General features: G+C 29.3%; 25 protein-coding genes and 2 pseudogenes. 11 read left to right on the forward strand and 16 right to left on the reverse strand.

Annotated elements, in window-relative coordinates; translation table 11 throughout:
* Nucleotides 1–65: 65 nt before the first annotated feature.
* The 3 genes and pseudogenes from B3J31_RS07240 (at nucleotide 66) to B3J31_RS07250 (ending at nucleotide 5,882) form a co-directional block, all read left to right on the forward strand.
* Entirely contained in the window at nucleotides 66–1,910 is a 1,845-nt protein-coding gene (locus tag B3J31_RS07240; protein WP_207656735.1) for a heavy metal translocating P-type ATPase, read from the forward strand.
* A 420-nt stretch (nucleotides 1,911–2,330) separates the two neighbouring features.
* Nucleotides 2,331–2,884: pseudogene (locus B3J31_RS07245) on the forward strand (recombinase family protein).
* Nucleotides 2,885–2,915: 31 nt separating this feature from the next.
* Nucleotides 2,916–5,882 carry a Tn3 family transposase gene (locus B3J31_RS07250; protein WP_150844180.1) on the forward strand — a complete coding sequence of 989 codons (2,967 nt, stop codon included), beginning with the start codon at nucleotides 2,916–2,918 and terminating at the stop codon, nucleotides 5,880–5,882.
* Nucleotides 5,883–6,093: 211 nt separating this feature from the next.
* Here B3J31_RS07250 and B3J31_RS07255 read toward each other — a convergent pair whose 3' ends face one another.
* From B3J31_RS07255 to B3J31_RS07265, 3 genes are all read right to left on the reverse strand, one after another.
* Nucleotides 6,094–6,903, reverse strand: coding sequence for a DUF1189 domain-containing protein (locus B3J31_RS07255; protein WP_346873838.1), 810 nt, complete (start codon nucleotides 6,901–6,903; stop codon nucleotides 6,094–6,096).
* Nucleotides 6,904–7,308: 405 nt separating this feature from the next.
* The gene (locus tag B3J31_RS07260) at nucleotides 7,309–7,623 is read right to left on the reverse strand and encodes a TfoX/Sxy family protein (protein WP_035134657.1); all 315 of its coding nucleotides are present in this window, start codon (nucleotides 7,621–7,623) and stop codon (nucleotides 7,309–7,311) included.
* A 58-nt stretch (nucleotides 7,624–7,681) separates the two neighbouring features.
* Complete coding sequence (locus tag B3J31_RS07265; protein WP_150844178.1) at nucleotides 7,682–8,386, reverse strand: alpha/beta hydrolase; 705 nt, start codon at nucleotides 8,384–8,386, stop codon at nucleotides 7,682–7,684.
* Nucleotides 8,387–8,685: 299 nt separating this feature from the next.
* Here B3J31_RS07265 and B3J31_RS07270 point away from each other — a divergent pair, with 299 nt between their 5' ends.
* Entirely contained in the window at nucleotides 8,686–8,847 is a 162-nt protein-coding gene (locus B3J31_RS07270; RefSeq protein WP_167403014.1) for a hypothetical protein, read from the forward strand.
* 187 nt (nucleotides 8,848–9,034) lie between these two features.
* On the opposite strand, the gene B3J31_RS07275 is transcribed toward B3J31_RS07270, so the two are convergent.
* Entirely contained in the window at nucleotides 9,035–9,670 is a 636-nt protein-coding gene (locus B3J31_RS07275; protein ID WP_346873839.1) for a GNAT family N-acetyltransferase, read from the reverse strand.
* Nucleotides 9,671–9,994: 324 nt separating this feature from the next.
* On the opposite strand from B3J31_RS07275, the gene B3J31_RS07280 reads away from it, so the two are divergent.
* On the forward strand, nucleotides 9,995–10,156 hold the full coding sequence (locus B3J31_RS07280; protein WP_167403155.1) for a hypothetical protein: 162 nt from the start codon (nucleotides 9,995–9,997) through the stop codon (nucleotides 10,154–10,156).
* Nucleotides 10,157–10,327: 171 nt separating this feature from the next.
* On the opposite strand, the gene B3J31_RS07285 is transcribed toward B3J31_RS07280, so the two are convergent.
* Together B3J31_RS07285 and B3J31_RS07290 are read right to left on the reverse strand one after the other, a co-directional pair.
* The gene (locus B3J31_RS07285) at nucleotides 10,328–10,957 is read right to left on the reverse strand and encodes a phosphotransferase (protein ID WP_167403157.1); all 630 of its coding nucleotides are present in this window, start codon (nucleotides 10,955–10,957) and stop codon (nucleotides 10,328–10,330) included.
* Nucleotides 10,917–11,072, reverse strand: a complete 156-nt coding sequence (locus tag B3J31_RS07290) for a hypothetical protein (protein ID WP_167403156.1) — start codon at nucleotides 11,070–11,072, stop codon at nucleotides 10,917–10,919. The genes B3J31_RS07285 and B3J31_RS07290 overlap by 41 nt, the downstream gene beginning before the upstream one ends.
* A 314-nt stretch (nucleotides 11,073–11,386) precedes the next feature.
* Between B3J31_RS07290 and B3J31_RS07295 the strand changes: the two genes are divergently transcribed.
* The gene (locus B3J31_RS07295; protein ID WP_167403154.1) at nucleotides 11,387–11,548 is read left to right on the forward strand and encodes a hypothetical protein; all 162 of its coding nucleotides are present in this window, start codon (nucleotides 11,387–11,389) and stop codon (nucleotides 11,546–11,548) included.
* A 198-nt stretch (nucleotides 11,549–11,746) separates the two neighbouring features.
* On the opposite strand, the gene B3J31_RS07300 is transcribed toward B3J31_RS07295, so the two are convergent.
* From B3J31_RS07300 to rlmH, 3 genes are all read right to left on the reverse strand, one after another.
* Complete coding sequence (locus tag B3J31_RS07300) at nucleotides 11,747–12,226, reverse strand: SGNH/GDSL hydrolase family protein (RefSeq protein WP_346873840.1); 480 nt, start codon at nucleotides 12,224–12,226, stop codon at nucleotides 11,747–11,749.
* Nucleotides 12,223–12,423, reverse strand: coding sequence for a hypothetical protein (locus tag B3J31_RS07305; RefSeq protein ID WP_346873841.1), 201 nt, complete (start codon nucleotides 12,421–12,423; stop codon nucleotides 12,223–12,225). Before B3J31_RS07305 ends, B3J31_RS07300 begins: the two co-directional genes overlap by 4 nt.
* Before the next feature lie 162 nt (nucleotides 12,424–12,585).
* Nucleotides 12,586–13,065 carry a 23S rRNA (pseudouridine(1915)-N(3))-methyltransferase RlmH gene (gene rlmH / locus B3J31_RS07310; RefSeq protein WP_035134602.1) on the reverse strand — a complete coding sequence of 160 codons (480 nt, stop codon included), beginning with the start codon at nucleotides 13,063–13,065 and terminating at the stop codon, nucleotides 12,586–12,588.
* 312 nt (nucleotides 13,066–13,377) lie between these two features.
* Between rlmH and B3J31_RS07315 the strand changes: the two genes are divergently transcribed.
* Complete coding sequence (locus tag B3J31_RS07315) at nucleotides 13,378–14,238, forward strand: fused DSP-PTPase phosphatase/NAD kinase-like protein (protein WP_346873842.1); 861 nt, start codon at nucleotides 13,378–13,380, stop codon at nucleotides 14,236–14,238.
* Nucleotides 14,239–14,363: 125 nt separating this feature from the next.
* Here the strand turns inward: B3J31_RS07315 and B3J31_RS07320 are convergent, their stop codons facing one another.
* The 6 genes from B3J31_RS07320 to B3J31_RS07345 all read right to left on the reverse strand — a co-directional run bounded on the left by B3J31_RS07320 (nucleotide 14,364) and on the right by B3J31_RS07345 (nucleotide 20,162).
* On the reverse strand, nucleotides 14,364–15,698 hold the full coding sequence (locus B3J31_RS07320) for an FAD-dependent oxidoreductase (protein WP_346867564.1): 1,335 nt from the start codon (nucleotides 15,696–15,698) through the stop codon (nucleotides 14,364–14,366).
* 302 nt (nucleotides 15,699–16,000) lie between these two features.
* Nucleotides 16,001–16,642, reverse strand: coding sequence for a lactate utilization protein (locus B3J31_RS07325; RefSeq protein ID WP_346873843.1), 642 nt, complete (start codon nucleotides 16,640–16,642; stop codon nucleotides 16,001–16,003).
* A gap of 124 nt (nucleotides 16,643–16,766) precedes the next feature.
* Entirely contained in the window at nucleotides 16,767–17,264 is a 498-nt protein-coding gene (locus B3J31_RS07330; protein ID WP_150844347.1) for an SEC-C metal-binding domain-containing protein, read from the reverse strand.
* A gap of 83 nt (nucleotides 17,265–17,347) precedes the next feature.
* Nucleotides 17,348–17,938 (reverse strand): GerMN domain-containing protein, encoded by a 591-nt coding sequence (locus B3J31_RS07335; protein ID WP_150844348.1) that lies wholly within the window; start codon nucleotides 17,936–17,938, stop codon nucleotides 17,348–17,350.
* Between the two features lie 141 nt (nucleotides 17,939–18,079).
* On the reverse strand, nucleotides 18,080–18,865 hold the full coding sequence (locus tag B3J31_RS07340) for an MBL fold metallo-hydrolase (RefSeq protein WP_150844349.1): 786 nt from the start codon (nucleotides 18,863–18,865) through the stop codon (nucleotides 18,080–18,082).
* Nucleotides 18,866–18,905: 40 nt separating this feature from the next.
* Nucleotides 18,906–20,162, reverse strand: coding sequence for a UDP-N-acetylglucosamine 1-carboxyvinyltransferase (locus tag B3J31_RS07345; RefSeq protein WP_150844350.1), 1,257 nt, complete (start codon nucleotides 20,160–20,162; stop codon nucleotides 18,906–18,908).
* A gap of 340 nt (nucleotides 20,163–20,502) precedes the next feature.
* On the opposite strand from B3J31_RS07345, the gene B3J31_RS07350 reads away from it, so the two are divergent.
* The 4 genes from B3J31_RS07350 to B3J31_RS07365 all read left to right on the forward strand — a co-directional run bounded on the left by B3J31_RS07350 (nucleotide 20,503) and on the right by B3J31_RS07365 (nucleotide 24,036).
* A complete protein-coding gene (locus B3J31_RS07350) occupies nucleotides 20,503–21,051 on the forward strand; it encodes a hypothetical protein (protein ID WP_035134591.1) in 549 nt (182 codons plus the stop codon).
* 134 nt (nucleotides 21,052–21,185) lie between these two features.
* Nucleotides 21,186–21,617, forward strand: a complete 432-nt coding sequence (locus B3J31_RS07355; protein ID WP_346867563.1) for a DMT family transporter — start codon at nucleotides 21,186–21,188, stop codon at nucleotides 21,615–21,617.
* Between the two features lie 112 nt (nucleotides 21,618–21,729).
* Nucleotides 21,730–22,620: a selenium metabolism-associated LysR family transcriptional regulator gene (locus B3J31_RS07360; protein ID WP_150844353.1), complete on the forward strand. Its 891-nt coding sequence runs from the start codon at nucleotides 21,730–21,732 to the stop codon at nucleotides 22,618–22,620.
* Nucleotides 22,621–22,764: 144 nt separating this feature from the next.
* Nucleotides 22,765–24,036 (forward strand): S8 family serine peptidase, encoded by a 1,272-nt coding sequence (locus B3J31_RS07365; RefSeq protein WP_346867562.1) that lies wholly within the window; start codon nucleotides 22,765–22,767, stop codon nucleotides 24,034–24,036.
* A 33-nt stretch (nucleotides 24,037–24,069) separates the two neighbouring features.
* On the opposite strand, the pseudogene B3J31_RS07370 reads toward B3J31_RS07365, so the two are convergent.
* Nucleotides 24,070–24,585, reverse strand: a pseudogene (locus B3J31_RS07370) (nicotinamide-nucleotide amidohydrolase family protein); the annotation flags it as partial.
* Between the last annotated feature and the right edge of the window lie 45 nt (nucleotides 24,586–24,630).

Genomic DNA, 24,630 nt, shown 5'->3' on the forward strand with positions numbered 1-24,630 from the left:
AAAAAATCGTTAAAGATATTGAATCTCATGTTGTTATGAAAAAAATTTAAAGGAGTTGATCAATCATGAAAAAACGTATTTGGCGAATAGGAATTGGTGCAGTAGTGTTTGCTGCAGCATTGATCATTAATTTAGATATTGAATGGTTACAAGCTGCACTGTTTGTAATAAGCTACATTATTGTAGGTGGAGATGTAGTTGAAAAAGCTGTTAAAAATATTTTTAGGGGTAAGGTTTTCGACGAAAGTTTTTTAATGAGTATTGCTACAATTGGTGCATTTTTAATCGGTGAGTATCCAGAAGGTGTTGCAGTTATGTTATTTTATCAAGTTGGCGAGCTATTTCAAAGCTACGCGGTTGATAAGTCAAGAAAGTCAATTGCAACTCTTATGGACATTAGACCGGATTATGCCAATCTAAAAAAAGGCGATGAACTTGTTAAAGTGGACCCTGATGAAGTAAAAATTGGAGACATTATTGTAATTAAAGCAGGAGAAAAAGTTCCTCTTGATGGTAAGGTTATTGATGGAAGTTCGATGCTTGATACATCAGCACTTACTGGTGAGTCTGTTCCTCGTGAAGTAGAAGTAGGAAGTGATATTCTAAGCGGGTGCATCAATATTAATGGAGTTATTACTGCGGAGGTTACAAAGGAATTTGAAGAATCTACCGTAAGCAAAATTCTTGATTTGGTTGAAAATGCAAGTAGCAAAAAATCCAATTCAGAACAATTTATTACGAAGTTTGCTAGATACTATACTCCTGTTGTAGTAATTATTGCAGCTATACTTGCTATTGTACCACCTCTTGTTATAGATGGTGCTACTTTCAGTGATTGGATATACAGAGCATTATCATTCCTTGTAGTTTCTTGTCCTTGTGCTCTTGTTATCTCCATTCCTTTAAGTTTCTTTGGTGGAATAGGTGGAGCTTCAAGAAAGGGGATTTTAGTCAAAGGTAGTAACTATTTGGAAGCATTAGCACAAACTGAAATTGTTGTTTTTGATAAAACTGGAACACTAACAAAAGGTGTATTCAATGTACAGGAAATTCACGCTGATGGAATTTCAAAAGAAGATTTATTGGAGTTAACTGCTTATGCAGAAAGCTATTCTAATCATCCAATATCCATATCATTAAAAAGAGCTTATGGCAAAGAAATCGACAATGGACGTATTTCAGATGTGGAAGAAATATCAGGTCATGGTGTTAGTGCAACAGTTGATGGAAAAAAGGTTATGGCAGGTAATATCAAACTCATGAAAAAGATGAACATCTCTTATTTTAAGGGGGAATTGATTGGTACTGTTGTACATGTTGCAGTTGATAACAAATATGCAGGTTACATTGTTATTGCTGATGAGGTAAAGGAAGATTCAGCACAGGCAATCAAAGAACTAAAGGCAGCTAACATTAAACAAACGGTTATGCTTACAGGTGATAATAAAAATGTTGGTGCAAAAGTTGCTAAAGAGCTTGGTCTTGATAAATTTTATGCTGAATTGTTACCAGGTGATAAAGTAGATAAAATGGAAGAACTCTTTTCACAAAAATCTGCAAAAGGCAAACTTGCTTTTGTAGGTGACGGAATCAATGATGCTCCTGTTTTAGCACGAGCAGACATTGGTATAGCAATGGGTGGTTTAGGCTCTGATGCGGCTATTGAAGCTGCTGATATTGTCATTATGACTGATGAACCTTCTAAAATTGCTACTGCAATGAAAATTTCTAAAAAGACACTAAAAATTGCATATCAAAATATAGTATTTGCAATTGGTATAAAAATAGTTGTGCTTCTTTTAAGTGCTTTAGGGATAACTACTATGTGGGCCGCTATATTTGCGGATGTAGGTGTTACTATCCTGGCAGTACTAAATTCTTTCAGAGCATTGAATGTTAAGAATCTATAACAATACATTTATATGTTAATGGGATTGTGCTAAAAGAGAGCAATATAATAATCAAGGATTATAGTTTATTACTTGCCGATCGAGATTGAATTGAAGCTTGATCGGTGAGTTTTGATGTTTTGATAATATATTAATCTCGTAAGAAGTTGCTATGAGTAGATTTATGAATATACTATTTATTACAGGTCTTTCAGTATGTTAAATCTTTACTCATTTATATTATTTATCTACAAGAGTGCAATACTCTTGTTTTTATTTTTTGTAAAAGTATCATAAATGGTCGTTTTTGGTACTAAAAAAGATATATACTTTTTTAGTTCCTATTTTTATACTTTATAGAACCAAAACTATTACCAAAAACATAGTGCCATAATTGACTACCATAGCACGTTTTTGGTACTGTTTAAGTGAGGTGGTAATATGAAAATTGGTTATGCAAGGGTAAGTACTGAGGAACAAAGCTTAGATAGACAAATAGACATTTTAAGGCAGGCTGGGTGTGATAGAATTATGAAGAAAAGGTATCTGGTATACAAAAGGAGAGGCCAGAGCTTAATAAAATATTAGATCAACTTCGTATGGGTGATGTAATAATTATAGCAGACCTTACAAGATTGAGTAGAAACGTTAAAGATCTTTTTAGTCTTGTAGAGCAGATTGAAGAAAAAGGTGCTAATATTAAATCAATTAAGGAATCTTGGGTTGATACTACAACAGCTCAAGGAAAACTGATGTTTACTATCTTTGCAGGTATTAGTCAATTTGAAAGAGATCTTATATCTCAAAGAACAATAGAAGGACTTAATGCAGCACGTGCAAGAGGTAAACAAGGTGGACGTCCCAAAATAAATGATAAAGATATTAAGCTAGCAATTAAGATGTATAATAGCAAGAACTACAGCATTTCTGAAATTACGAAAGCAACTGCTGTAAGCAAAACTACTCTTTATCGGTATATTAATAACAATAAATAGTTCTAGTAATTAAAACAAGGAGTTGAATATAGTGGCAACACCAGAAATTTTACTGACAGAGGATCAGAGACTTGAATTTACTCAAATACCACAAAATATTAGTGAATATGAAATTGTAAAATACTATACTTTTTCGACCTATGATATTGGCATTATTAACAAACATAGAAGAGATTATAACCGTCTTGGCTTCGCTATTCAATTAGCCTTACTACGCAATCCAGGTTGGTCTTTAATCAGTATAAATAATATTCCTGAAAGTGTTTTAAATTATATTGCAGAACAAATACAAGTTAGCCCAAAAGAGCTTGAATTATATGCTCAAAGGGAGAATACGAGGTTAGAACATCTACAGGAGATTAGAGAAATATATGGATTTAAAAACTATACTGACCAACATACTCAATCTTTAATACAAACTTTACTTCCTTATGCCATTGAAAATGATAATGTCATAAATCTCATGAAATTAGCAATCAACGAAATTAAAATACAAAAGATGATACTACCAGGTATTACAACCATTGAAAAAATTGTAAGTGAAGTAATAGCAAAGGCTGATGAAGAATTTATTGAAATTGTAAATAATAGTATTACAAGTGAACAAAAGTATAAATTAGATATGCTTATAAATGCTCAAACTGAGGATACAAAAACAAAACTTGGCTGGTTAAAAGAAGATCAAGGACATTCATCACCAAAAGCATTTGCAGAAGTAGTAGAAAGACTAGAATTGATAAGAAGCTTACAACTTGAACTTAATATTGTGGGATTGCATCCAAATAGAATTCGTCAGTTATCTAGGTTAGGCTCTAAATACGAACCATTTTCATTAAGACGATTTGAAGAAAAAAAGAGATATGCAATATTGGCTTTATATCTATATGAATTAAGCCAAAATCTTATAGATAGAGCAATTGAAATACATGATAGACAGATAAATATTCTATTGTCCAAAGGGCGTAAGAAACAAGAGGAATTACAGAAACAAAATGGTAAGTCATTGAATGAAAAGATTATTCACTATATAGACATTGGGGCTGCTTTAATAAAAGCAAGGGATGAGAATTTGGATCCATTTAAAATACTAGAATCTGTAATGCCATGGGGTAAGCTTGTAGCATCTGTTGAGGAAGCTAAAAAGCTAGCAAGGCCTGTAAGTTATGATTATCTTGATTTGTTAGACAGTAGGTATAATCAACTCCGTAGATACACACCTATTTTAGTTAAGCATATAAAGTTCAATTCAACGAATAATGCTTCAAAACCCTTAATTGAAGCTATAAAAATATTAAATAATATGAATGAGAATGGAAATCGAAAAGTTCCTGAAGATGCTCCAACGGATTTTATATCTAACCGTTGGAATAAATGTTTATTTGAAAAAGATGGTTCAATAAACCGCCACTATTATGAAATAGCAACACTTAGTGAACTTAAAAATAGAATACGTTCTGGAGATGTTTCAGTTGAAGGAAGCAAGAATTTCAAAGACTTTGAGGAGTATCTTATACCACATGAGGAATGGAACACTGTTAAAAAAATAGGTACAAGACTTGCAGTAAACCTAGATGTGAGAGAATACCTACAAGAAAGAATTGAATCGTTGAACAGTAGATTAAAGTGGTTCTCAAAAAATATTGATACATTAGAAGGTGTAGCAATTGAAAATTCTAGGATACATATTGATAAATTAGAAAAAGATACCCCTCCTGAAGCTATTCTATTAAGTCAAAAGTTATATAAAATGATACCTAGAATTAAACTTCCTGATTTACTTTTGGAAGTATCAAAGTGGACAGATTTTGATAGAAATTTTATTCATGCTTCAAGTGGACATGTTGCTAAAGGTGAAGAAAAAACCATACTAATGGCAGCTCTTATGGCTATGGGAACTAATATAGGGTTGTCAAAAATGGCTGATTCAACTCCTGGTATATCTTATAGACAAATGGCTAATACAGCACAATGGAGATTATATGATGATGCTATGAAAAAAGCACAATCTACACTTGTAAATTATCATCATAAATTATTTTTATCAGCCTTTTGGGGTGATGGCAGCACTTCATCCAGTGATGGCATGCGTGTTCAGGTCGGTGTTTCTTCTTTACATGCTGACACTAATCCACATTATGGAACTGGCAAAGGTGCTACCATGTATAGATTTGTAAGTGACCAATTTTCAACTTTTTACACTAAGGTTATAAATACTAATGCCAGGGATGCAGTACATGTAATTGATGGACTTCTTTATCACGAAACAGATTTAAATATTGAGGAACATTATACAGATACAGCCGGTTACACTGACCAGGTATTTGGATTAAGCCATTTACTGGGCTTTCGCTTTGCACCGAGAATTAGGGATATATCAGAGATTAAATTATATTGTGCTGGAAAGGCTAGTGATTATCCTAAAATTGAGAGCATTTTGAATGGACGTATAAACACTAAAATTATTGAGGAAAATTACGATGATGTGTTAAGATTATCACACTCCATAAGGGAAGGGAAAGTAACAGGTTCTCTTATTATGGGTAAATTAGGTTCTTATGCAAGACAAAACGCTTTAGCAACAGCTCTAAGAGAGATGGGAAAAATAGAAAAGACTATATTTATTTTAGATTATATAACTAATGAAGCGCTTAGAAGGCGTATTCAAAGAGGACTTAATAAAGGTGAGGCTATGAATGCCCTTGCTAGGGCTATATTCTTTGGTAAACGTGGAGAGTTTAGAGAAAGAGAGTTACAGGATCAGCTTCAAAGAGCAAGTGCTCTGAATATTTTAATTAATGCTATCAGCATTTGGAATACAACTTATTTACAAAAGGCTATAGATCATTTAAAACAGAATTATACCTTTGATGAAAGTTTACTTAAGCATATATCCCCATTAGGATGGGAACATATTAATTTACTTGGCGAATATAATTTTGATGTTAAAAATGTTCTTGAATCGGATGAATTAAGACCGTTGAATATTAATAATCCATAAAATGGCTTAGAGTGGATAAAAGGTGAACTTTTTATCCATTTAATTCCTTAGCGTGGGTTTTGTCGGAAATGTTGGCGCTACCCCTTAATATACTTTTCATTGCATATCATAAAGGGAATTTTAATACCCTAAACATATATAATATAGAGAGTCATCGTTACTTATGGTACCATTAACCAAAATATTTATGACATTAACCTTTTTATTTGATTTATACACCTAATGAAATATTATTCTTAGAACTTTTTAGTTTGTTCAGTGCAAAGCCAATATAAACATAAGCTATAGTATGATATACTAACCAATAGAAACTAAAATGTTCTATACTTAAAATTTTCAAGATTGTATTTATTATAAGCGGAGTAGTTAGTGCATAAATGCTTAATCTATACAACTGTCCATATTTCAATTTTGTTTTAAAAATTCCATTGATTATAAGAGCAAATAGAGCTAACAATAGAGCACTTAAGAGTCCACCCAAGAAATACCCAAGGATATTTGCAATAAAAATAAATGGTATAATAATCTTTGCATAATGAAAGTAGCTATATGCTATATCTTTATTTATGGTTAATCCTTGTAATGATTTGAATTCGGTCACTTGAGTTTGTAATTGGTTCTCTTTTTGAATCATTTTATCTTTTAGTATTAAAATACCTTTACTATGAGAATCTAGAACATCAGGATTAGTGCTGTTAGTTGTATCTATAATAATATAATTATCTTCATCCTCTGATAAAACCATTGGCATAACGCCCTCAACACTTAACTCTCCATTTATAAGCTCAAAGTTTGGACAATTATCATTATATATTTTTATAAACTCTGATATGCCATTATTAACCTCAATAGATCCTCTTATAGATCCAATAGCTCCAAGAAACAACGATATTAATAGCAAATATAGTACTGCCTTCCCAGTAGTTTCTTTTAACACATTCTCATAATGCGCTATTCCTTGAATGCTACCTGTTATTTTCTTCCAAAAACTTAACTTTATTTTTTCTGTATTATCTTCCATAAACTCCTCCCAAATATATAAATATTTCTAATTATATATTTATTCGATAATTTTAGGACAATTCCTCTTTGAGATTAGAAAAGAGCTACATCATTTATAGTGTTACTTATAGATAAAATATCAAAAAAATAGTAGCCCCACGCGCAATTTGAAAGCTACTATTTTTATTACCATAAAAATATGTGATACCAGTTGCCTAAGCAACTAGAATTGTATATAGCAGAGTGTTAGCGCACTCTACTTTTTTATTATCTGCATTTCTTATTTAGCTTTGCATAAGTTCGATTAACTAAATCATAGATTTAGAATCTTACTTATATTATATCAAATTTTTATCAAAAATAAACCTAAATAATTTTTTCTATTTAAAAATCTTTAACTAACACATAAATTAGAATTCAAAAATTACTTTTTTACTTTTGGAGCAGGAAGTTCTTCATACATTTTTGTAATCAGTTGATATAGAAACTCTTTATTATCAACATCGTCAACCAAAAACATTGGTTTTGCCCCATCATAAGGCAACTCTTCAATTGCTCCTAGCATCAAGTGTCTACTTGTCTTGGTTATCTTAACCAAAAACCGGTCATCGTATATTCCACCAAAAATTTTCCCTCGAAAATATAAAATATATTCTCCCATCATTTTTCTGAAGGAAATATCGTCCAGCGTATCTAATTGCCCAATAATAAAATCTAAATACTCTTGACTAGAAGCCATATCTTATCCCACCTTACAAATTTACTATTTATATTACTGAACCTTAAATGAGAACTTGTTAATCAATATGCTTTTGTAACCAATGCTTGAATTCATTCAACTGTTCTTCTGTATGAAAGTAATGTTCTCCTTTATCCATGATTTCTAATCCACAGCAGTATTTTTTAACAAAATAATTAATAGTTTCAATTTCACACAATTCATCTTTAGCTCCATACATAATATTTGTATCTGTATTCCATGTATTAATAGGATGTTGCTTTACATAACAGAAATAATCCCAATACAACTTTTGACCAATTGGTGTTTCTATTGTCATTTCCTTTTGCAACCGCTCTGGTGTTACATTAAAACAGAGCATCATATTTTCAATAATTCTTTCCATATTAACTACTGGTGATAAAAATAATGCCTTTCTTAATACATCGTTTTGATACGCTAAAAGGCTAAAATAAGCTCCCATACTACATGCAAACAAATTTACTTCTTTCCAATGTTCTTTTGCATAGTTCATAATTATAGATAACTCATTAACACAAAACTGTACTTTGCAAGGAATACCATCACTTTTTCTTTCACCATGCTCTGGTAAATCAAAACTTAATACTTGATAACCTTTTTGAAGTGCTTCTTCAGCTAAAATTTGAATTACAACATCTTCCTTGTCTGACATATTTCCATGTACTGCAATAAAAAGTTTTTCACTCTTTTCTCCCCACAAAACTGTAGGAATATTAGTAATTTTAAATTTATCTTTAAACATATTTCCTCCATAATTTATAGAGGTAAACCCCTCCATAAAAGTTCTTTATTTTTCTTGTTTTTCATAATAAACTCCTCCTTTCACAGTTAATTCTATATAAAGTATGTTAACTGCAAATTTACTATTTATCTCTTCCTCAAATTTATTCTTAATTATATTATAACATATTTTGTTAAATTTTAATTACTTATGATACGGTCTTTTCACCTATAAAAACAGCCTTAACGGAGGTTTTGAACGTTTTATCCTCCCGGGCTATTGGTGAACTATTTCACTATAGCTAGGAGGTGGTATTGGATATGTTTGATACTTTTATAAAGTGTATATCAGTTGTTTATATAATTAGATTAATTCTAAAACATAATCTTTTTATACATCATTTAAAAATTAAGATTAAATTTCTTGGTCTTGATATAGAAGTTAAAAGCAAAGAAAAAAGTGCTCCATCCTCACAAGATTAGCACCTTTTCTTAATTAAACTTATTAATTTCATCCAATAGCCCTAAAACAAAATAAATGTTCTAAGGATTAGCTTAGTGTTCTCAGCACTAAGCTTTTCTTATTTATATTATATCAAATTTTTATAAAAAATAAACATATATAACTTTTCTCTATAAAAACTTTTTAACTAATAAATAAATTGGAAATTTATAAATCTATCCAATATCGTTCAATAATACAATTCTCATCTTCAATTAATACTTCATTCTCTATTTTTCCACCTTGAGATAAAATAGTTTTCTGAGAAGCAAAATTATCATTATCACAAGTTAATAAAACTCTATTAATACGTAATATGTTCTTACAATAAATTAATGCTTGCCTTAATTCTTCTTTTGCATATCCCTTATTTCTTTCAGACTTTCTTACAGAATATCCTATATGACCACCATATTGTAAAAGATAATCATTTAAAAAATGCCTTATTTGTATCATTCCAACAATACGATTATCACTTTTCCTAATTGCTAATAATTGTGTTGATGTAACTTTTCTTCCATCTACTTCTTCTGTTTCATTCAATAATGACTTTTCAATATATTCTTGTGGTGAATTCGAATTTCTTAAGAAACCAGTTCCATCCATTGATTCATTATTTTTAATAAACTCATTCTTATATGAGAATATGTCATCACCATATTCTATTGATACTTTCTTTAATACCAAATCTTCCATAAAATCACCTCTATAAATTTCTATTTGTCTACTACTTAAACTTGTTCCTAATTTCATTATAACATATTTTGTAAATGTACCATTACTTATGATACGGTATTTTCTCATATAAAAATGACTTTAGGCAAGTTATATCAATGCCTAAGGCTATAAATCTCACCTAATCTTAAAGGAAACTCGACTCACTTCGTTCGCTGAGTAAGTTCGCCTAACTAAATCAAAGATTTAGAGGCTTACTTATGGTACAGCTCTCCGTAACTATTCTAAATGAGGTTTTTCCATTTTATTCTTGTGTATATATTCTACATAAATATGGTATAATTCTAAAGTAATATTTTGAAATCCGTAGTAGGATGGCTACGGAGGTTTTGAACGTTTTATCTCCCTAGGCTATTGGTGATATTTCATCATAGTTAGGGGGTGGTATTGAATATGCTAGAATTAACTATAAAAAGCTTTGTTACTATTTATATTATTAAATTAGTATTAAAACATAATCTTTTTATTTCTAAGTTAATTATCAAGATTAAATTTCTTGGTATTCATATAGAACTTAATGGCAAAGAGAAAAAGCACCCATCCGACAATGATTAGTGCTTTAAACTCTTAAATCAATATAATATAATATTTTATTCAATAGCCCTAAAACAAAATAAATGTTCTAAGGATTGCTTAGTGTTAGCGCACTAAGCTTTTCTTATTTATATTATATCAAATTTTTATAAAAAATAAACATATATATTTTATATTTTTTAATTCTAATATTTATAAGATTTTATTTAAGAACTCAATATTTTCAATATAATAATCATTTGCTTTTTCATATGACCAACTACAGTGTTCTATTACCATAAGTATTAAATAATACTTTAACTTCTTATGAAAATTATCATCGATTTTCATATATAGCCTATATCCATCAATGAAACACTTCTCATACTGTTTGTTTACAATAAAATATTTGAAATATAAATTAGCTAAGTCATTCTCACAATTATCAGGATAACTTTGCTCAAAATCTATTATCGCTTTAATCTTATAGATTCCTGCATTCTCTTCAACCAATACATTTCTACCATCAAAATCATTATGTGTTAATCTAAATTCAGTAACACCAAATATCTCTTTATAATTTTGTTTAATAATATCTATAGCTTCAAATAATAGTTCTTTATATGGTAAATTTTGGTTTTCTATTTCTTCTATTCTTTGTTCCAACTTTCTAATTTTATAATTTTGAAAGTTATCAGCTTTTATTTTTTCATCCCATCCATCTGCATAATTAAAGACCCTATCTGAATGTATTTTACCTAATGCTTCACCTAAGTCTTTGAATATAGATAATATATTTTCTTTATCTAATTTTGAAAATATATTTAGTGCTGCCTGTATCAATTTTATATACTAAATGTCTTCCTATATTATGATTACCAACTGGTACAATCGTAAATTTTTCATTTGCTATTATTTTATTTAATATGTTTTCTATATCCTTCTTAGTATAATTCACTCTAATTCCTCTCACCAATATAATTATTACCCTTATTACTTATGATACGGTATTTCCACTAACAAATCAAACCTTAACCCAGTAATATCAATACTTTACAAGCAAACCGCATTTATTTATGGTACGGTTCTCCATAACTACTTCAAGTGAGGTTTTTCCATTTTATTCTTGTGTATATATTCTACATAATTATGGTATAATTCTAAGGTGATATTTTGAAATTCCGTAGTAGGATGGCTACGGAGGTTTTGAACGTTTTATCCTCCTGGGCTATTGGTGAACTATTTCACTATAGCTAGGGGGTGGTATTGGATATGTTTGATACTTTTATAAAGTGTATATCTATTATTTATGTAATTAGATTAATTCTAAAACATAATCTTTTTATACATCATTTAAGAATTAAAATTAAATTTCTTGGTCTTGATATAGAAGTTAAAAGCAAAGAAAAAAGTGCTCCATCCAACGAAGATTAGCACTTTTTCTAAGATTCATAATTTATAACATAAATCTAATCCAATAGCCCTAAAACAAAATAAATGTTCTAAGGATTGCTTAGTGTTACCAGCACTAAGCTTTTCTTATTTATATTATATCAAATTTTTATAAAAAATAAACATAAATAATTTTTTACATTTAAAATTATTAACTGTTCGATAAGTTGGAATTTATAATCATATTTGTAATGTTTCAATTAAATTCTGAAATATCAATTTCTGCACATAATCTGATGGATGCAAACCATCATTTATACATCCCTCACCATAAATGACATCATCAATCACTAATTGATTTTTTGCAAGGTGCTCCGTTATATACTTATAGTTATCGACTAATAGAAAATTTTTACTATCTGCAATGTCACGTAAAATTCCAACAACTTCATCGGTATGATAAATCCTATTCGGATAATACTCATTACTATGAACCGATGGTGTTGGGGTTAATAGAACCACCATTTTCCCTTTTCTAATCAATTGATCAACAACACATTCACAATTAGCCTTTAATTCTCCCATACCATTCTTACGTTTACGGTCATTCAATCCCATTAAAACAAATACCAAGTTATCATCACTTGATATTAGTGTATCGAGATACTTATTTATCTGATACGAAAATGCTCCTCCACATCCTTTATTCTCAACAGTCATGTAATATAATTATTATGTAAGTATTGCTCCAATAAGCCCCACCAACTGTTAGGTGCCACTCTTCTAAAATATTTTGTTCCATCCTCTTCAAACATCAGTTCTTCAGTCTTATAACTCATGGAACTACCAGCACCAGCAGCAACACTATCTCCTATAATCTTAATTTTTATGCCTTTTACTAATATATCTTTATACATCATTCCACCTCTATAAATTACTATTTGTATAGCACTTGAAAAGTATTTTGCTCTTTTATTATAACATATTTTGTTAATTTATCATTACTTGTGATACGGTGTTTTAACCTATAAAAACAGATTTAACCAAGTAATTTCAATGCCTAAGTCAATAAACCTCATTTACTTGTGATACGGTTCACCCTTTATTATCCTATATCCCCTATATATCTGTTCTAAAAGCATTACTCTGAACAATTGATGGGGAAAGGTCATTTTAGAAAAACATATTTTGTAATTAGCTCTTTTTATAACTTGATCTGATAGACCTAAGCTTCCTCCTATGATAAAAACTAAATTAGAGTTTCCTTCTAATCCACAGTTATCTATGAAATTTGCAAATTCTTCTGATGAAATTTGTTTTCCTTTTAAATCCATAGCTACAACATAAGCATTATCTTTAATTTTTGATAATATGCTTTGACCTTCTTTATCCTTTATTTGAAGTTCTTCCTTTTCTGATGCATTATCTGGTGTTTTCTCATCTTGAAGTTCTATTATTTCAAGCTTACAGTATCTTGATAATCTTTTAGAATATTCATCTATGGCATCTCTTAAATATTTTTCTTTTATTTTTCCTACAGTTATTAATGTTATATTCACTAAATTTCCTCCTAATTTTTTAATTTAACTAATAAGTTCATAATACTATTTGAGCAGCAAAACCTCTGAAACCCGCATGAACAGAACAAATAGTTAACTATTTATATAGTTATATAGTTTCATAGTTAACTATTTTTCTAGTTTTATAGTTCCATATTTAAATAGTTTTATATTAATCTATTTGTATAGTTTTACATTAAAATATACTATCACTACACCAATAATACCTATATTTTACTATGAATAATTTAGAATGTCATAGGTAAAATTATAATAGATATTAATTAAATATTATATAGGTGGTGTCTAAATATGAAAAAATTTTTAAAGATTAATTTATTTGCTTTTTTAACTATAATTCTATCCTTTAATTATGTTGTATGTTATGCTACTCCTATTCCAGATGTAAAGTTAACAGTTGATTCTCCAACTGCTTTTGAATTACCAAAATATTTTAGAAAGAGCACAGATAAAATTACTCCTTCAGAAAATATAAATTTGTCTGGTCTAGATAAGCTTAATATTTCTGGTAGTGGCCAATTTTCTAAAACTGGAGTTCCTTTAATGAAGGATTCTATAGGTAATGATTTGCCTATAACCATTATTGACTTAAGAGAAGAATCCCATGGATTTATTGATGGTATTCCTGTAAGTTGGCAAAATGCTAACAACGATGCAAATAGAGGCTTAACAGTAAATGAAATCATTGCTGATGAAAACTCTAGATTAAAATCTATTCCACTTAATAAACCTATTGCTTTAGAGGGTTTTAAAAACGTTATTATACCTTCAAAGGTTCAAAATGAAGCTGAGCAGTCTAAAGCTTATTCATTATCTTATATTCGTATTCCTGTAACATATAAAAATTTACCTACAGAGGCTATGGTAAATTATTTTATTGAAGTTGTAAAAAATCAACCTGAGGGCAGTTGGCTTCATTTCCATGGCAATGAAGGACTTGAAAGAACTACGACTTTTATGATAATGTACGATATTATGAAAAATTGTAAAGAAGTTAATCTAAATGATATTATCACTCGCCAAGTCTTATTGTCCAAGATGGATAAAAATACTAGTGATAAATTTTATTCAGGAGAAGTTTATAATTTTTTAAATAATTTTTATAATAATTGTAAATCCAGCGAATCTAACTCTAATAAACAGATTTCATAGAAACTTTAACTGTTATCTCATTACTTTTATTAAATTTATCAAAGTAATCTATTTTACTATGAAAATAACTCACCATATTAATTATGATGAGTTATTTTTAAATTATATATAATATAACTTATATATTACTTTAGTGCTTTAAGAGCTACAGTATTTAATAAGCTCCATGGTTTATTAAAGTGTGGTTGGAAAAAGAAATCTGTCATTGCCAGTTCTTCTATGGTCATGTTATTTTGAATTACTACAGATAGGGTATTCATGTGTTGAGTTAAATCTTCATCAGAAATAATCTGTCCTCCAAGAATTCTTCTTGTAGCTTTGTCATAAACAAGCTTTATGGTTGCTTCCTTATAGGTTGGCATAAACTCTGGTCTATGATTTTCACTAACCATTACTGAGTCAATCTCCATAGATGTGGTTTTCTTAGCAACCTCTTCTGTTAACCCTGTTGATGCTATACATTTATCATATATCTTTATTCCTGAAGTACCTTGAGTTCCCATATACTTAAGAGTTGGGTTTACTAGATTTTTAGCAACTAAGGTTCCCATTCTTACAGCATTAGTTGCAAGAGGAATATATCTCTTATCCCTTGCTGGATTATATTCTACAACACAGCAATCTCCAGCTGCAAACACATCTTTAACACTAGTTCTCATATATTCATCTATTATTATTGCTCCATTTGGAAGAGTGTCTAATTTTCCTTTTACTAAACTTGTACTTGGTATAAATCCTATGCAAAGTACTACTAAATCTGCTTCATGACTTCCTTTATCAGTTACTACCTTAGATACTATACCATTTTCTCCTTCAAACCTTTGAACTTTTTCACCTAAAGCTAGTTTTACTCCACGGTTTTTAAATTCATTCTCTGCTATATCTGTAAATTCTTTATCAAGATACTTACTCATTATTCTGTCTTCTGCATCAACTAGGGTTACATTTTTACCTTTCATTTCAAAGGCTTCAGCAAGTTCTACCCCTATATATCCAGCTCCTACAACTGTTACATTCTTAGCATCAGCTGATTTCTCTATAATTGTTTTTGCATGACTATAATTTTTACATAGTAATATATTTTTTAGGTTTCTTCCTTCAAAATTAGGAACTATTGGCCACGATCCCAAGGTTAAAATTAATTTATCATATTTTTCTTTTACTATATCACCAGTCTTTAAATTTGTAGCTGTGATTATTTTTTCATCCATATCAATATCAGTTACATCATAATTCATTCTCATGTTTATACCTAGGTTATTTAAATTTTCTGGGGAATTATAAAATAATTTTTCTGGTTCATTTACTACATTAGATACACTTAAAGCGATTCCACAAGAAAGGAAAGATATATTATCATTTCTCTCATAAACTGTAATCTCACTATCTGGATAAAGTTGTTTTGCATTTACTACCGCTGCTGTTCCTGCGTGCGTACATCCTATTACTGCAATTTTCATAATACATGACCTCCTATAATTTACACCTAAATAAAATTTATTCTTATATTATATTCTAAAAGTTATTTAATTATAATCTCATAACAACGTTTGTTATTTAACAATCATTATCTAATAATATTTTACCTCAAATATCATTTTATTCAACCATGCTATTAGTATATATAGATAGATAAGCTTTCATTCTCTTAACTTTTCTTTAATTTTCATTATTTTTCATATAGTTATAAAAAAGTGCTTTAGCAAAATATTTTAGACTAACTTATTTTGCCAAAGCACTTACTCTAATATTCGTATTTAAATTAATATCCTAATTCTTCATTCAAGAAAATCACATGTATCCTATCCTTATTTCCCTGTCTTCTTATTATAGTATATTCATTGCAAATTCTGTCTTCACTTGAACAATCCATACAATGGCCTACCTTTACACAAGGAGTAACTCTATTTAATCTTTTGCAATTTGCAGGTGCTGATACTCTTTCATTTCTCTTAATGGCTTCTTCAATATTCTCTACGATTTTATTTATTCCTGCTATAATTATAACTTTATCTGGACCATATAACATAGCTGCTACTCTATTTCCATTGCCATCTACATTGTATAACTCGCCTTTTTCTGTAATTGCATTAGTACTAGTAAAATATACGTCAGCAGAGAAAGTGTTTCTATATAATTTTTTCAAATCATCCTTACTTAACCCATCCTCATATCTGTCTAGGAAATTATATTTTCCACTTCTTAAATAATCAATAACTCCAGTTTCAAATAGGCTCATTGAACCACCACAGCTTACTGTATCATCATCATTGGTAAGTTCATTAATTTTCTCAATGAGTTCCTCATGACTATTTACTAAATAGCCATTCATACCATTCTTTTTAAGTGAATTAATTGTACCATTAACCCTACTTTCCTTTAGCCATTTCATATTTTTATCCATAAACAATCCCCCTATAAATTTATCATATAATTAATTATATCATAGCCATATATAGAATATCTTACAATAATACATATATAAAAAACCCTAATGAATAAAAAATTCACTAGGGCTAATATTTATATTATTTTCCGCAACATTTTTTGTACTTTTTACCACTTCCACAAGGACATGCATCATTTCTACCGATTTTAACTTCATTTATTACTGTTTTTGATTCTCTCCAAGTTTTTTGTATCTCTTTTCTTTTTTCTGGTGAGAATATTCTATCCCATTGTGATAATGTATAAAGATAGTCTGCTTTAGAATCAAGCATATTGAAGTATAGTTTTTCATAATCTATTTTGAAGCTAACTTCTGAATCACTTTCTATAGCTTCAAGATCTAATTCTTTATCTATACTTTCATTTATTCCATCTAAGAATCCCATAAAGTAAATTTCATTAACGTCAAATTCTTTAACTAGTTCAGAGAACTTTCCACTAATAACACCGCCATCAATTGCTAAAGCTTTTGTATATATTGATTTTTCAACCTTTGCATACTCTTTCCAAAATGCAGGTTCTCCATTTTCTTTTACATACTCTACAACATAATTTGTCCAATTGCTATATATACTCATGTTATTTTCTCCTTCTTTATAACAAATTTTGTTTATCTATTTTATTAATTATAATAAATTTTTATTTATCTTTCAATAATATCTTATTTCTGTATTTTTAAAGTAACTATTTCATCCTTGGTAAATGGTTTTGATATATTATAGTTTCCACCTAAACTTTCAACACCTTGATTATCTACTGTAATCATTATTTTACTCACAGATTTCAACTGACTCAAAGAGTTTGATATAGACTTAAGTATTGTTACTTCTTGAACTTCAGACATTTGAAACATAGCTTCTGGGCTTAAATTAATATTTGCTATGCCATCCTTAATGGAAAAACTTAAAAGTCTTGTTTCCTTTGGTAAAATAGGCTTGCTTTTTTCACTAACCTTAGCTGGTCCTTTGATGAGTTCTTGCATGATCATCTCACCTATTAAATCCTCACTATTAATTAGTCTCTCTTCCTTTATAATCTCAGACTTTTCAGCATCTCCTCCAAAATATAGAGTTATATCAATATAGCCATCATCCTCTGTAGCTCCTTTAGTATTTTCAAGTTTCTCTTTACTTATTATACTTGCCTTATCTTTCTTTATACTCATAGTTTTTGTAAGGTAAATTCCGCCTACAACTAGTACTATTACAACTACTGTTATTGTTAATACTAAACTAAAGGTCTTCTTTTTCATTCTACACCTCCTATTACTAACCAAACTTTTTATCCGATGACTACCCAATCTAATACTTCCATCTTCTTCAAAGTGGGAATAAAGAGTGGCTACGTCCCTGGATAACGATTTCTAGAGCTTCAAATAAGCTAAGAACTCTGTTTATATTTCTGATAATATACTATGCCTATCTCTATTGCACATTTTTAATTCTATATCTTTTTCTACCCTAATATTGTTTTCCCTTAATACACTTGCTACAGTTTCATAAGCAAGCTCCGGATAATTATTTGTTTTACTTAGATGCCCTAAGTATATAGTTTTATGATTTCCTTTTAAAATATCTACTATAGCTTTACCACAATCTTCATTGGATAAATGTCCTTTTGCACTTAGTATTCTTTGCTTTAATGGATATGGATATGGTCCAAACTTAACCATTTCTATATCATGATTACTCTCTATTAAAATCATATCACTATCTTCTAGTGCCATTTTTACTTCTATAGAAAAGTGACCTAAATCAGTAGCTATACAACATGATTTTTTAGAGCCATGTACTCTATAACCTCTAGGGCATGCTGCATCGTGAGGTATAGGAAAATTCTCTATGGTCAAATCATTAAGTTCAGTAAACTTACCATCAATTATTTTTATATTTTTCTCCTTAATACTTCCAATCTTCCCATCCATGGCTTCCCAGGTGAGACTTGGTGCATATATAGGAATATCGTATTTCCTTGAAAATACTCCGGCCCCTTTAATGTGATCTGAATGTTCATGAGTAATAAATATACCATCTATAGAATTAGGATTTATACCTATGTCCCCTAATTCTTTATCGATAGCCTTACCTGGCATTCCCACATCCACTAGAATGTTACTATTGTTTTCTGATACAAATATACTATTCCCACTGCTACCACTAAATAATGGGCAAAATTTCATAATTATCTCCTCAATCTAGTATCTAAAATACATATAAAACTTATATATTTACTCTTCTAATATCTGCACCTAAAGCTTTAAATTTTTCTTCTATATACAAATACCCTCTATCTATATGTTCAATGCCTTCAACTTCAGTTTTTCCTTGGGCTGAAAGACCTGCAATAACTAAAGCTGCACCTGCTCTTAAATCTGTAGCTTTAACATTAGCTCCAGATAAATTTTTAACTCCATCTATTATAGCTATTCTACCTTCTATTTTAACATTTGCACCCATCTTCTTTAACTCATCTATATGCTTAAATCTTGATTCATATATACTTTCATTTACAATGCTTCTTCCTTGCGCCATAGTTAAAAGAGTACTCATTGGTTGTTGTACATCTGTTGGAAATCCTGGATATGGTAAAGTCTTTATATTTACACCTTTAAGGTTATTTCCACTTCTAACTATAACTTTATCCTCATCTTCTATAACTTCTACACCCATTTCCAAAAGCTTTGCTGAAATAGATTCTAAGTGTTTTGGTATTACATTATTTAATGTAACATCTCCACCACAAGCTGCTGTTGCTATCATAAAAGTTCCAGCTTCAATTTGATCTGGTATTACTGAATAATTACATCCTGAAAGTTCCTCTACTCCAGTAATCTTTATTACATCAGTTCCAGCACCTTTTACATTTGCCCCCATAGTATTTAAGAAGTTGGCCACGTCTACTACATGTGGTTCTTTTGCTGCATTCTCTAAAACTGTAGTTCCTTCCGCAAGAACCGCTGCAAGCATGATATTTATAGTAGCACCTACGCTAACTACATCAAAATATATAGTTGTTCCAACTAATTTTTCTGCAACCAGATTTACTGCACCATGTTCTATGGTAACTGTAGCTCCTAAGGCTTCAAATCCTTTGATATGCTGATCTATTGGTCTATCTCCAATAGGGCAGCCCCCTGGAAGTTCTACTCTAGCTTTTTTAAATCTAGATAATAATGATCCTAATAAGTAATAGGATGCTCTCATATTTCTTACTTCTGGGATTGTAGCATTGGTTGTTACTATATTTGTGCTATCAATTTTTATTGAATTACAACTTGATTCTACCTTACATCCTAAATATTCTAAAATAATTTCTAAACAATTTATATCTTCTATATTAGGAACATTCTCTATTGTACAAACTCCCTTAGATGCTAAAATTGCTGCTGGTAAAATTGCTACAGCTGCATTTTTTGCGCCATTAATATTTACATTTCCAAATAATGGATTGCCTCCATTTATAACTAATTTTTCCATACAGGTATCATCCTCACTATTTATATAATGTCCATACTTTACATATGTTAACTTAATTCCATGTCTATCTATATCTATGTCAATTAAACCTAATTTTTAAATGTTAAAATCTCATAATTATAATTATATCACAATGTTCGTATATTTTAATAAAAATTTTAAATTTATAAGTGTAATTTTTAATTTTTATTTTTATATACATATAAAAGTAAAAATATAATTAACTATATATGTCTATTATAACCTATTATTATATGTTATAATACTGTTAATTGTAGCGTTAAAGTATTTTATAATGATATAATACTTTATAATAAAAATCTACATTCGGGAGGAAAAAATGAAATATTATTTAGTTGCATTGGTGGATGATAAATCTGTTGATGACATTATATCTATCCAAAAATTTTTAAATAAGAAATATAAGTTGTATAAAAACATATCTAATTTGTACATTCCTCTAGGTTCTGTCTCTAATACAGAGCTTGATAAATTAGATGAGATAATCTCAAAAATTTTATCTCCTTATAAAAAATTTAAAGTTGGAATTGATAATGACATTTTCATCAACGATACATCTAATACCGTAAACTTAAAAGTTAAAGATAAAGGATACATAAACAAGATATCTAGAAGCATGTTTGACATGTTTAATACTCATGGTATAAGTGTTAAAGATTTCTCAACACTATCCTATTTTAACATGCCTATTTCTAATGCTAACAACGCAATTAGAAAGGCCTATTCAAATAACTTATTTACCTTAGATGAAAATAAAGATAAAACTGATTTGTTTAATTTTACTAAGATAAATAAAATCGAGATTTGGAAACAACTTAACAATAGACGAGATACCTTAGTTAAAAGTTATGATTTAAAAGAGTTTTAATATTAAAAACAATTTCTTTTCTATGATTTTAACTTTATAGTTAATAAGATTAAGAGAAGATATACCCCTTAAATTTTTAAATAATTATATCCATATTAGGGTAAGCTATCTTTAAAAGGATGGTGAAAGTTTTTATGTTGGGTATAATTTTCTCAATAATTGCAGGGGTAACTATGAGTGTTCAAGGTGTATTTAATACAGAACTCTCAAAAAAAATTGGACTATGGGAGACCACAGTATTAACCCAAGCTATTGCACTTATAACTGCCCTAATAGTGTTATTCTTTGCAGGTGACGGTACCTTTAGAAATTTAAAAGATGCTAACAAACTTTACCTTTTGGCCGGAGTATTGGGTGCTGTTATTACGTTTACAGTAATTAAGGGTATGTCTAGTCTTGGTCCGGCTATAGCTGTAGCAACTATTCTTATTGCCCAACTTATTGCAGCTGCACTTATCAATCACTTTGGTTGGTTTGGCTCTACTGAAGCTGGATATGGAATACGAGAATGCATCGGTGTTATCATAATGATAGCTGGAATTATAGTTTTTAAATGGAAAGGATAGCTTCTATCTTTTCTATTTTTTCGTAAGGAGTTTTAACAGTTCTCAAATAGAAATCTTTTTTCATATAAATCGAATTATTAAATCTTAAATTATTATTAATAGGAGGTAGACTATGGATTTCAAACAATTAGAAGCATTTATTACAGTGTCTAAACTTAGAAGTTTTTCTAAGGCTGCAAATGCTATTTACCTATCTCAACCTACTATAAGTTCTCATATTTCTAGTTTAGAAAAAGAACTTAATATTCAATTATTTGATAGAACATCTAAGGAAGTTAATCTTACACCTGTAGGAGAATCTTTTCTACAATATGCTAATGATATTATAAATTTAAGGAATAATGCTATCACCGATCTATCTAATTTCAATAATAATATTACTGGTGTCTTAAACATTGCTGCTAGCACTACTCCATGCAATTCCTTACTACCTACTCTTGTTTCAACCTTTAGTGAACTCTACTCAAACGTTAAATTTAACATTAAAGAACAAGGTTCTGTATCTATAATTAAAGATATTATAGATCTTAAATGTGAAATTGGTTTAGTTGGTACAATCATAGATAATTCAAAAATAAATAGTTATAAGATAATGGAAGATGAACTTGTTATTGTTTCTAATCCAAAATTAAATTTACCTGAAACTATTTCTATTGATGATTTAATAAAATACCCTTTTATAATAAGAGAAAAGGAATCTGCCACTCGACATACTTTAGAAGCTCAGCTTCATGCAAGCAAAATAGATCCTAAGAAATTAAAAGTTCTTTGTGAGGTAAATAGTGTACATGCTCAACTTAAACTTATTAATCTAGGATTAGGAATTTCTATAATTAGTAAAAGCCTATGTGATGATGGCTTTATTAGTGGTAACATGCGTATAAGTAGAGTAGAAAATGTAGACTTAAGAAGAGATCTTTTCTTAATAGTAAGTTCTAAAAGAACTCTTACTCCTATTGCAAGAGCATTTTTCTCTATGTGTAAGAACATATATAATTTATAATAAAATTTACAAAGCTTTAAAAGCTAAGATTAGAATATAAAAATTCTTAATCTTAGCTTTTATTTTTATAATAAATAAAAGCTTTAACAAATACTCCTAGTTTACATATACTAATAAGTGTAATAAGTATATAAGGAGTATTTTATGCTTTTTAATAAAAAACTTGATCCAACTCTTAAAAATGTGATGGATAATGATATTTATAATAGATATAGAATAATAATTAAATATGGTAGCATTAAAAATTCAATAGAGAAAAACATTAAATCTTCAAAAGGTGAAGTCTTGTATAATATTAAATCCTTGCATTGTTTATGTGTACTTGCTACCAAAAGGGCTATTAAAAGAATTATAGAGCTTCCGGAAGTCAAATATATATGCATTGACGACATAGCATTTTTATGCAACAAAAATATCCTTCATGCCAATGGAGTTTTTTTAGATAACAAAAGATTTGAAGTGTTAAAAAATAAAGAGGTTTCCGGTAAAGGCATAGGTATTGGTATTATTGATAGTGGCGTGTATCCACATATAGATTTATCTACCCCATCAAATAAAGTAAAAAAATTTATTGATATAATTAATGGTTCAACATATCCTTATGATGACAATGGTCATGGGACTTTTATTTCTGGATTAATATGTGGAGAAGGTACAAATAAAAAAGTAAAACAACATGGCATTGCTGTTGATAGCCATTTAGTTATGGTAAAAGCCTTTAATAAGCTTGGTAAAGGGTATATTTCAGCTACTTTATTTGCTTTAGAATGTTTATATAATAGTATTGATGAATTTAATATAAAAATAGTATGTGCACCTTTTGAAATAACTACTTTAAATAAGTTTATTTTATCTCTATATGATAAAATTTTTACTATACTTAGAAATAAAAACATAATAATAGTTGTACCTGCTGGTAATAATGAAGATAAAGAAGATACTATAAAAGGTATTGCTCTATCTGATAAAGTGCTTACAATAGGTGGAATAGATACAAATTCTACTTATAAAATAAGTGATTATTCCTGTTGCGGCTCTAATAAAATATTAAAAAAACCTGATTTTGTTGCTGCCAGTGATGATATTATATCTTTAAACACTGACTGTAATTATATATCTGAGAGAGATGGTGAAAAAATATATCCCCCACCTCTTACTTCTCCTTATACTATTCGTAGTGGAACCTCTATATCCTGTGCTTTTATAGCAGGTATCTGTGCACTATTATTTGAAATAAACAACGAGTTTACCTTTGATGATATATATACTTTATTGAGAATAAATTCAACCTTGATAAATGATAAAAAATATAAACAAGGTAATGGATATATAAATATTAATAACTTAATTGGTACTGATTTGTCTTCTATTTTAATTAATAAGGATAATAAAAATAAGCATAAACATAAAAAGTAAAGCACCCTAATTTACATGGGGTGCTTTACTTTTTTATATTAATTTATCATTTAATAATTCATTTCTTAACATATCTAAAATATTTATAGTAGATTTTTCTCTTATTTCTTGCCTATTTCCAGAAAGGTTTAATTCTTTTGTTGAAACCTTGCCCCTATAATATAATCCTATATATACTCTTCCTACTGGTTTCTCAGCAGTTCCTCCACCTGGCCCTGCTACTCCTGTAGTTGATATTCCTATATCAGCTCCTGAAGTCTTAGCTATTCCTTCAGCCATTTGAGCTGCTACCTGATGGCTAACAGCTCCAAATTTCTCAAGGGTTTCTCTTTTTACATTAATTCTATTGATTTTAGCTTCATTACTATAGGTTACTACTCCTTCAAGTAAACTTTTTGATATACCAGGATAGTTAATTAATCTTGCTGCAACCATTCCTCCTGTACAGGATTCTGCAGTAGAAATAGTTAAACCCTCATTAACTAACATTTCTCCTATTGCATCTTCTAGAGTGATCTCTCCTTCTCCATATATACTATCATTTATCATAGTTAATTTTAATCAGAATTCATAAGTAAATTATAATTTCTGATT

The organism is Clostridium sp. UBA5988, assembly GCF_002435615.1.
GTDB classification, from domain to species: domain Bacteria; phylum Bacillota; class Clostridia; order Clostridiales; family Clostridiaceae; genus Clostridium_J; species Clostridium_J sulfidigenes.